This window comes from Shewanella sp. SG41-4 (assembly GCF_014164505.1).
Lineage (GTDB): Bacteria > Pseudomonadota > Gammaproteobacteria > Enterobacterales > Shewanellaceae > Shewanella.
Map to the genome: position 1 here is coordinate 1 of NZ_JACJFI010000162.1, position 9741 is coordinate 9741.

Annotated in this window: 9 protein-coding genes; 7 read left to right on the top strand and 2 right to left on the bottom strand. The window is 39.1% G+C overall.

All coding sequences use genetic code 11. From position 1 onward, the window contains the following. Positions 1 to 303: hypothetical protein (locus tag H5202_RS14260; RefSeq protein WP_182772659.1), on the top strand; the 303-nt coding region annotated here is incomplete at its 5' end. Positions 304 to 739: 436 nt separating this feature from the next. Here the strand turns inward: H5202_RS14260 and H5202_RS14265 are convergent. Further along, the gene (locus H5202_RS14265) at positions 740 to 1774 is read right to left on the bottom strand and encodes a helix-turn-helix domain-containing protein (protein WP_182772660.1); all 1035 of its coding nucleotides are present in this window, start codon (positions 1772 to 1774) and stop codon (positions 740 to 742) included. Between the two features lie 37 nt (positions 1775 to 1811). Continuing rightward, entirely contained in the window at positions 1812 to 3413 is a 1602-nt protein-coding gene (locus H5202_RS14270; RefSeq protein WP_182772661.1) for an SLC13 family permease, read from the bottom strand. Between the two features lie 326 nt (positions 3414 to 3739). Here H5202_RS14270 and H5202_RS14275 point away from each other — a divergent pair, with 326 nt between their 5' ends. From H5202_RS14275 to H5202_RS14300, 6 genes are all read left to right on the top strand, one after another. Beyond that, entirely contained in the window at positions 3740 to 4375 is a 636-nt protein-coding gene (locus H5202_RS14275; protein ID WP_182772662.1) for a hypothetical protein, read from the top strand. Between the two features lie 56 nt (positions 4376 to 4431). Then, positions 4432 to 4902, top strand: coding sequence for a CYTH domain-containing protein (locus H5202_RS14280; protein ID WP_011639290.1), 471 nt, complete (start codon positions 4432 to 4434; stop codon positions 4900 to 4902). Positions 4903 to 5659: 757 nt separating this feature from the next. Beyond that, positions 5660 to 7006, top strand: a complete 1347-nt coding sequence (locus H5202_RS14285; protein ID WP_182772663.1) for an OprO/OprP family phosphate-selective porin — start codon at positions 5660 to 5662, stop codon at positions 7004 to 7006. A 12-nt stretch (positions 7007 to 7018) separates the two neighbouring features. Then, positions 7019 to 7846 (top strand): hypothetical protein, encoded by an 828-nt coding sequence (locus H5202_RS14290; RefSeq protein ID WP_182772664.1) that lies wholly within the window; start codon positions 7019 to 7021, stop codon positions 7844 to 7846. Between the two features lie 81 nt (positions 7847 to 7927). Then, positions 7928 to 8596, top strand: a complete 669-nt coding sequence (locus H5202_RS14295; RefSeq protein ID WP_182772665.1) for a DUF47 domain-containing protein — start codon at positions 7928 to 7930, stop codon at positions 8594 to 8596. 11 nt (positions 8597 to 8607) lie between these two features. Next, positions 8608 to 9651: an inorganic phosphate transporter gene (locus tag H5202_RS14300; protein ID WP_182772666.1), complete on the top strand. Its 1044-nt coding sequence runs from the start codon at positions 8608 to 8610 to the stop codon at positions 9649 to 9651. Positions 9652 to 9741 lie beyond the last annotated feature (90 nt).

The following is a 9741-nucleotide window of genomic DNA, read 5'->3' on the forward strand; positions in this document are numbered from 1 at the left end:
AAGCTTCTAATTAAGACTTTAGAAGCTGCTCAGTGTCATAAAGCCCAGGCAAAAGTAATACTAGAGCTTTTGCCCATATCTTTAGCTCAAGAGTGCTACTTAAACGTCAAAAGTATTGAATTACGAAAATTACTTCTTCAAATCGCTCAAAATGTAACGAATGAATATATTGAGATGATAAATAGCTGCTTACACCAACTAGAAATGTCTAAAGTCAAAGTTTGGAATGAAGTAGAAAGAATTTGTGAAGACGAATATAAAAGTGAATTTGAACGCACTGACTGTAATTACCTCAAAAGCTAACTATGGTCAAAAATTTACATGAGACATCGGAGATGTTCACACTTTAACCAACAAATTTGATAATAAATCTGGAAAATGATATGTTGATATTTACATTTTTAGGAAAAGTGACCGATAAATATCATTTTTCTGGAAAACACACACACGCCTTGTTGTTAAAGGCTTTACAGAAATCTTCCAGATTCCACGTGTGGTAGTATGCATTTACTATGAGATAAGTATTTAATACTTATCAAACCGTAAGCACTTAATAAGCGTTTACGGTTTTTTTATGCCTGTTATTTACTAGCGTAGCATTGAGCAAAACCCATCAACACATTTTGAAGGCGGTAATACCGATAATCCCCCACAACTAACCGCGTACCACTTTTATGATTATAGCAAACAACCCTAGACGACCGTTCTACTTTAGGTTTGTAAACTGCCATCTGCAATGTTAATTACATTGGCTTGATGCGTCTGATAAGTGCTTAGTGAGTTTCAGTACCTCAGCAGCGGTTTTGCCTAATGTGTAACGCCCAGATATGGCATGATTATGGTTATAGTCATACAACCAATTCGCCAATTGTTGATTGAGCTCTAACAACGAACTTGCTTTGTTTTCTTTCAAGAATGGCTCATAAAACTCATGGTAACTCAGATCTTGAAAACGAGCTGCAAGGCCATTTACAACAGGGCCATTGTACGCTCTCATTTGAATGTGATTAATATTATGGGCAGATAAAACATCACTAAACTGTTGGCTTTTTTTGCCGAAAAACTCACTGCCTCTGTCGGTTAAAATTGTATTGATATTAAGCCCGTGGGTAGTGGCATACCAAGGTAAAACTGTTTGTTCAAGAAACTCAGCGGCTGATGCAGAATCACGATTAGGCATTACCACCGCTATCGCAAACTGACTATAACCATCAACAAAGGTATGTTGATATAACTGTCCTAATGGGTTTATAACGCCCAAATCAAAGGTGTCTTGTACACAGATATCACCCGGATAAAGACACTCAAAGGTGGGATCATTCGATTCGAGTTGATACAATTTTTCAATGCGATCTTGATCCGATAGAGTTAAATTATTGTCTTGTTTTAGCTTGCTATGTAATGCCAATAATCGATTTTTCTTGGTTTCTAAATTATGCCTAACCCAAATAGTGCGTACACCACTGGCAGAAATAGCGCAGCCTCGGGCTGTCAACAACTCTGCGACTTTTGCTTGACCATAATTAGGGTAATCAAGTGCTATCTCAATAACTTGGTCTTCTACAACTTGTGAAACTCTATTTTTTAATGCCGGTTTTCTTCGAGATAAGTTCTTTAAACCACGTTCACCAGCCGTTTCATATTGTTTTTTGAAACGATAATAACTGTCACGGCTATAGCCCATGATGCCGCACGCTTTGCTTATGCTGCCAAGCTCCGTGGCTAATTGCAGTAGCGCCAATTTACTTCGAATTTCATTTTTGTTTGCGCTCATTTTTAGTACTCAATACTATTGTCTTTCGATTTGAAGGCTACCAAAACACCCCATTGGGAGTATAACCTAACCATCTAAACCACGTTTCACCCAAGACGATGCACACACCCCAAGCAATAACCAACATGGTAAAGCCAAATTTAAACGTGTCACTTAAACTATAATGGTCGGTGGAATAAAGCAGTAAAGCCGGCTTACTATTAAAAGGTAAAACATAAACATGCTCTATTTGGAGTGCTACAGGTAACGCCAAGCTCATAATAGGAAAATCAAAACGTTGGGCTACCCCAATCGCTATAGGGATAAATAGCATCGTTCGCATCGTTTTTGATTGAAATATCACCGAACTAAACAACATTGCACCCGTTAACACTATATAGAAAACGCTGAAGGGTGTATTTTCATCTAAACCAAAATATTCTAGACCAAAATTGACTGCCAAATTAGGTAAATCAGTTTGTTTAAATCCTGCTCCCAAAGTGTATGCACCCGCAGAAAAAAGTAATAAGTGCCATGGCACATCTACCTGGTTCCAGTTCACCACACCAACCCGAGGCAGTAATGCCACAATGGCGCCAATAAATGCAACCGCGGTAGCACTGACACCGTGATACCTATCGGTTGCCCAAAATATCAAAATAGTCACAAAAATCACAATAGATTTAATTTCGACAAATGATATTCGGCCCATCTTATTCAGCTCTTGCTGTAAACGATCCATTCCCCCCTCAATTTGCGGTAAGCGCTCCTCAGGCGACAATGGGAAAAATATCTTTGTCGCAACAAACCAACCAATAATAACCATGCAAATTACCACGGGCATCGAAATAATCATCCAGTCGGCAAAATAGAAACTGCCACCAATAGCACCGGCGATTAAACTCGCGGCCAATAAGTTTGCACCAGAGCCTGTTACAAAAGCGCCGGCACATAAGTTAATTTGCAGTAGGTTTTGCAGCACTAAGTTGCGCCCAAAATTATTTTTATTGTCACCACCTCGAGCACCATACACCGCGGCTATGACCATAAAAATTGGCATTAGAATGGCGGCTTTTGCTGTGGTGGCAGAAATAAAGGCCGACAAAACCAGGTTAATTAGCATAAAACTGTAAAAGATGGGGGTTGCACTTGTCCCAAAACGACAGATAAACCATAACGCAAAGCGCTTAGCCACACCTGTAGTGGCCAACATAGAAGCCAAAATAAACGATAAAATATTAAGCCACATTATCGGATGACCTAATTGCGCATATGCGACCTTTTCGGGTAATACTCCCGTTAGCACTAATGCAATAATCACCATCAATGACGTTAAATAATTCGGTATCGCTTCTGTTATCCAGAGAATAATGGCGGCACAAAAAATCGCAAACATTGCCTGACCATGCCAGCTAAACAATACTTCTCCAGCTTGATCAAAATGTTCTACCGCTGTTTTGCTTAGCGTAGAGCTATCAATATTCACTAAGAACGGCATGGGGTCCGCGATGAGTAAAAATACAAATACAGCAAGTGCAACCCAAGCTCCTATGCGCGCTAACCATTGTTCAACGGTGCTTTTATTTCTAATTGGCAGCTTTTCCATTCGATATTGATTCATATCCAGTGGGTCTGTCGCTGAAGGAGTTTCCTTGGTCATGTTGTTTACCTTACGATGCTATGCGACTGCTGAATAAACATTACTCGTAAAAGTATCAATGAAATTCGATCTAGATCAACGAAATCACAAACTAGTTTCAATTAAATATTTACACAAAATAAACAACGTAACCTCATGTAAAAATATTTACTATTAAATCAATCGATAACTGCAAAAAATATTATCATAGCAAATTAACTATGTAAGATTAGATTGGAACTTATTGGTAACAACATTGATCTAGATCTGTTTTTTTATTGTCTCTGGAGAGTATCGTGACGATTGAGCTTCATCCGAATATTACGGCAACATAAAAGGACTGACTCATGTCTGAATTAACCATCGGTGAAACATCTAAACCTCGCTTTGAATTTCGGACCTTCGGGCAAAACTTTACCGAAGCATCCTATCGTATGGCGCGTTTATCGTTACCTGTTCCAGAAAAGCTTTGGTGCCGAGAAAGTGACGAAATTTATATCATCTCCAGCACCAATGATTTGAACAATACCAAAATCCGCGACGGTAAAATGGATATAAAATCCTATGTGCAAACGGTCAATGGCTTAGAGCAATGGGACCCAAAACTTAAAGCGGTATTTCCATTGAGTAAAACACTGCTGATTGAAGAAATATTCCCCGCGTTTATGGTTGATTTACCCTCATTAACCCAAGACAGTTATTGTTTAGAAGACTTCCTTATTGTTATCGAAAACCACCCAGACTTACAGGCAGTCAACATCCATAAACAGCGCTACGCCTATATGGTTAATGATACAATTTGTGAGTTGGCAAACGTGCTCGTTAATGGCGCGCGAATTGTCAGTATCAACAGCGAATCAACTCAAATAGAAGATATACAAAAAACCATTAGCGATTTAAAGCTAACCGGAGTTGAGAATATCAATTACTTGCAAGCGATCAAACGCGTTATTGGGATGAAAAACTTACCCCTAGCTAACTAACATTAATGAGTCCGACGGTTACTCAAGTTGGTTTGCCAATATAAAGGATTTGCATCATGGCTCAAGAAATCGAACGTAAATATTTAGTCAAAAGCGATTTATTTAAATCGCAGGCTGTTGGTTCAGTCCGCATCATTCAAGGCTATTTATCGAGTGTGCCTGAACGGACTGTCCGAGTTAGAGTGAAAGGTGATAAAGGTTTTTTAACCATTAAAGGCATTGGTAATGAGTCTGGGGCTTCCCGCTATGAATGGGAAAGTGAAATCTCAGTCGCTGAAGCACAGGATCTACTCAAAATTTGTGAGCCTGGTGTTATTGATAAAACACGCTACTTAGTCGAGTTTGAGAATCACACTTTCGAAGTTGATGAGTTTTACCAGCAAAATCAAGGTTTGGTGGTTGCAGAGGTAGAGCTTACTGATGAAGCACAAAAAGTACACAAGCCCAGCTGGTTAGGTAAAGAAGTAACGGGTGACAGACGCTATTACAACTCAATGCTAATGAAGCAGCCTTTTACCTCTTGGTAATTGAACGGATAATTTGAACCGATAAATTGAAGCCTGCGCAGGTAAAGCATGCTTCATTTCCCTCAATCTATTTGCTCATCATGATAACAACATCAAACGACGGCATTAGCTCGTCACATCAATAACAAAATACCCCATTGATTCAATAGCTTATAAAACAGATTGTTAATGACATCTTTAATTTATCTCATCATAAAAATGAATGGGATAAATCATATTACCTCGCCGTTTTAATGCAACATTCATTTATTTAAAATCCATCTTTAAAAAAATTAAGTTCTTATATAAACAGACACAAAGTAAAACAAAAGCATTACTTAACCCATCAAACCCTTGTCAATATTGTTTTAAAAATGCACTAAAAATCAATTTATCGATATACATAACGTGTCAATTATTCGATTACAATATGACCATAACCACATTTAAGTACAATCTGCTCGATAATCTACTCGACAATCTAAAATTGACATTAAAAACAATTAAATCAATTAATTAAATTGAGACACATTGTTCCTGCCTGCTTATCTTTTATTGATAATACCATTAAGTTGCATTTCTATTTTTTTCTACAAAAATTCTTGTTCACCAACCAGAAACGACAAACAAACAAAAAATAAACAAATTGTAAGATTTAGTCAAGATTAGTTGATGGCGATCATATTTTAATCACAATAATAGTCATATTCTTAAACAACTAGATTGAGTGGATTTAACACTTCGTTAAATAATAATAAATATTCAAAGGATGACTATTATGACTACCAAAACAGTATTCTCTATCTCAAGCCTTGCGCTGGCAATTTCAGTTGCGCTTTTGTGTTTTCCCTCAAGTGTAATTGCAGCTGACTCCGACAAAATTATCGAACTAGAGCGGCGATTAGATGCCCTTGAAAGAGAGCTAATTGAAGCAAAAGATGCAGCAAATAAAGTCGATCGAATTAAGTTTTCAAAAAGCAGTCCAACCCCAGAATTGATATCTAAAGATGGCAGTTCAACCCTTGAATTTACCGGTCGTTTTCAAGCTGATTATGTCAGTGCTGATGAACTATACACGGGTAACAAATTCACTTATGAAGATAAATTTAACGATGCTAGCTTACGTCGTATCCGGTTTGGTATTGAAGGTTATTTTTCAAATGTATGGAAATATGCCCTCGAATTTGATTTTGACGGAATATCGGACGTTGAAATAAAAGATGCCAATGTTAGCTATAGAGGTTGGGACAATAATGAGTTAACCATTGGTTTTCAAAAATTTGGCTATGGATTAGAAGCAACAGGAAGCTCAAAAAACTTGGCGTTTTTAGAGCGAGCATCAACGGATACATTCTCTCCAGAGCGTGGTATCGGTATTGAGTGGGGTTATATTGCCAACAATTATAACCTCAAAGTTGGCTATGGGATGAACGCCGGATTCGACGATGACGACCAAAATTTCCAACAAGATATTTTCAATGCAAGATTCACCGCAGCCCCCATCAATAATAATGTCCATCTGTTACATTTAGGCGCAAGTGCGCTTTACACCTCGAACAATGATGCCGTATTAGAAACACGTTACCGTGCTCGCCCAAGCAGCAAGCCAGCAGGTCGAATTATCGACACTGGTAAATTTGATGCAGACTCAACTCAACATTATGGTATTGAAGCGGCTTATCAACGTAACAATCTGCTCTTGCAAGCAGAATACATGATGGCAAAAGCTGACCAAGTCGATGACTCAACAATTACTGTCGATAGCTATTATGCTCAAGCCGTGTACACCTTAACTGGTGAAAGCTGGCAATACAGTAACAAAAAAGGCACCTTTAAAGCGATCAGCCCTGCAAGTGCCATTTCTGCTGGAGGTTATGGAGCTTGGGAGCTTGCAGTTAGGTATGACCATGCAAACTTTGATGATACTGACTCAGATATTATCGGCGGCAAAAAAACAGATTACATCTTAGGAGTGAATTGGTATTTAGAAAATAACCTAAAAACTCAACTTAACTATGTCCATACCAAAGCAGATTATAAAGAAGCTTATGTCGACATTGATGGCGTCACGCGATACGACCAAGATGGGAATATCATCCAAGCTCGTGTGCAGTTTGCTTTTTAGGAGATAGTGAAAATGAAAACTCATTTACTTGTTATCGGCTTAGTTAGTTTATGCCTTCATAGCGGTGCTTATGCACTTTCACCGAACCAATTTACGTCTTTGGAATACCACGTCAATACCGGACTGGCTAGCACATTACCTTATGCTGCAGATCAGCTGACGCCTGATTTTACAAAAGCATTTGGTTTTATCGCTCTCGAAGATGAGCTAAGCATAAAACTGGTCACATTTATTGATACACCCAATCGTGATTTTAATGCTAAACACATTAATATTCGTGTTCGAGAAAATGTGACTACACCACGTAAAAGCAAAATTACCATAAAATTACGCGACGATAATCCTGAAGCGTTCGGCGAACTGAGTGGTTACAAAAAGGCTGAAGTTGATTATACCGAGGGTAAAGCAGCTTATAGTGTCAGTTACGATCTGCCCTATTCTCCCAATGACATCGACATACAGCACGTTAATATCGCTACGGTATTTGACATCATAAAACGCAATCAAGCGATGTGGAATATCGTCAGTGATATTTACAACCAACATAAGCAAGATTTAATTCAAACCGAGGTAATGCGGACTCATGCTTGGGAAGGATTTGTTAAAGATAAGCGTTTTAACGATGTTGAAATGGAGTTCCAAATTTGGACCCCCTACTACCGTAAACCTCGGATTACTTTCGCTGAGTTTTCATTTAAAGGTAGCGCCGGCGATAAAGCGCGACTGGATGAAGCATATCAATATGTTGATCAGCAGGTTAAAGCTGTTGGGTTTGATTCTGGTCACCAAGGGTCTAAAACTAACTCTACTTTCACCATTACAGAAGCATTTAATCAATAGCGTTCCTCAGTAGGTCAAATAACCAAACCGTTTATTTGACCTACGTTTCGGCTTCCTTCCCATACGGTTAAGGAGATGCCAATGTTTGGTTTTTCTCGAATCACCACTCTTCTCTCGCAAAGTCGCTCGACTGAAACTAAGGTCTATTTATTTTTTGACCAAGTCACATTGTCACATCATAAATCAGTGCAAATGTGGAAAAGTTACTTCGCATATGGCCCTAGGAGCCCTGAATTTGAGCATACGTTAGATGAACTGCAGTCAATTGAGCATCAAGCTGATTTATTGAAAAGAGAAATCGAGCAGATTCTCTATCTTAAAACCCTGATCCCAGACTTACGCTCTGATGTGGCTTCATTAATAAACCTTGCCGATCGGCTTATCAATAAGCAAGACATCATAGGGTTACACCTAAAAATTGAGCAACCGATTATTCCGCCAGAAATTGAAGAGGATCTGTTAAGGTTATTGAAGGCGGTAGGTGAAACCATCGATCACACCGTGTTATGTGCTCGCAGTTTTTTTACCGATTTACAACGGGTACAGGAATACCACACTAAGGTTATCGCTTTTGAAAGCGAAGCTGACCGGCTTTGCACCAAAACAAAAATAAACCTATTTGACACAGACTTAGATCTCATCAATAAGGTTCAGTTGCGCTACTTTATTGACCGTATTGACGAAGTTGCCAATCTATCTGAAGACATCTGTGATCGCATTGCAATCTTCACTCTGAAGCGGGCGCAATAAGGAACGGATGCATGGATATTGCAATTTGGGTGTTTCTTTCAAGTGGCTTGTTTCTTGGTTGGTCATTAGGCGCTAATGATGCTGCCAATGTTTTTGGCACTGCGGTTGGCGCCAAAATGCTCAAATTTTCAACTGCGGCGATTATTTGTTCCATTATGCTTATTTTAGGCTCAGTCATTAGTGGCGCAGGTGCATCACATACGTTGGGCGCATTAGGCAAGGTATCGGCCATGGGTGGTGCATTTACTGTTGCGCTCTCTGCTGCTACAACGGTTTATTTTATGACAAAATCCGGATTACCCGTGTCAACGAGTCAAGCCATTGTGGGTGCTATTATTGGTTGGAATTTATTTAGCGACATGGTAACAGACTCAAACGTACTCACAAAAATTTTAACCACTTGGATTATGTGCCCTATTCTTGCTGCGGTGGTGGCAATCATCTTATATAAGTGTGTCACATTTTTGCTGCACACACTGAGGCCAGGGCTGTTTCAACTAGATAACTGGACTCGCATTGGATTAATCTTTGCTGGGGCGTTTGGCTCATACAGTCTAGGCGCAAATAATATTGCGAATGTGATGGGGGTGTTTGTTCCGAGTACGCCGCTAGATCCACTGCATATTGCAGGGGTTGAATTTAGCGCTTCAATGCAATTATTTTTTATTGGGGCGATTGCGATTAGTGTTGGTGTATTCACCTACTCTAAAAAAGTCATGCTCACTGTGGGGGATAATTTAATCACCATGACCCCAATCAGCGCTTGGGTTGTTGTCATGGCTCACTCAACTGTACTGTTTATATTTTCTTCGCAATCACTTTCAGATGCGTTTACCAATATCGGATTACCTTCAATCCCACTTGTTCCTGTATCAAGTTCGCAAGCCCTTATTGGTGCGGTCATTGGCATTGCCATATTAAAACGTCTACCGGTGCAATTTGCTGTATTACTTAGAATTTTTATGGGTTGGGTTATCACCCCAATTATGTCGGCTATCTCGTGTTTCATCGGTCTTTTTATTGTGCAAAACCTGTTTAATCAAGTCGTGGTGTAACTCTATTAAGCCTGCAAAGCTTAGTCCTATAGTTAACCTATCGTGCTTAACTTATCGAACTTAACCTATCGCTTAATATATCGCTTAATA

What these genes read in the sequence shown, in the direction of transcription:
- H5202_RS14300 (WP_182772666.1), top strand. Translation starts at nt 8,608, where the DNA reads ATGGATATTGCAATTTGGGTGTTTCTTTCAAGTGGCTTGTTTCTTGGT.
- H5202_RS14275 (WP_182772662.1), top strand. Translation starts at nt 3,740, where the DNA reads ATGTCTGAATTAACCATCGGTGAAACATCTAAACCTCGCTTTGAATTT.
- H5202_RS14280 (WP_011639290.1), top strand. Translation starts at nt 4,432, where the DNA reads ATGGCTCAAGAAATCGAACGTAAATATTTAGTCAAAAGCGATTTATTT.
- H5202_RS14285 (WP_182772663.1), top strand. Translation starts at nt 5,660, where the DNA reads ATGACTACCAAAACAGTATTCTCTATCTCAAGCCTTGCGCTGGCAATT.
- H5202_RS14295 (WP_182772665.1), top strand. Translation starts at nt 7,928, where the DNA reads ATGTTTGGTTTTTCTCGAATCACCACTCTTCTCTCGCAAAGTCGCTCG.
- H5202_RS14270 (WP_182772661.1), bottom strand. Translation starts at nt 3,413, where the DNA reads ATGACCAAGGAAACTCCTTCAGCGACAGACCCACTGGATATGAATCAA.
- H5202_RS14265 (WP_182772660.1), bottom strand. Translation starts at nt 1,774, where the DNA reads ATGAGCGCAAACAAAAATGAAATTCGAAGTAAATTGGCGCTACTGCAA.
- H5202_RS14290 (WP_182772664.1), top strand. Translation starts at nt 7,019, where the DNA reads ATGAAAACTCATTTACTTGTTATCGGCTTAGTTAGTTTATGCCTTCAT.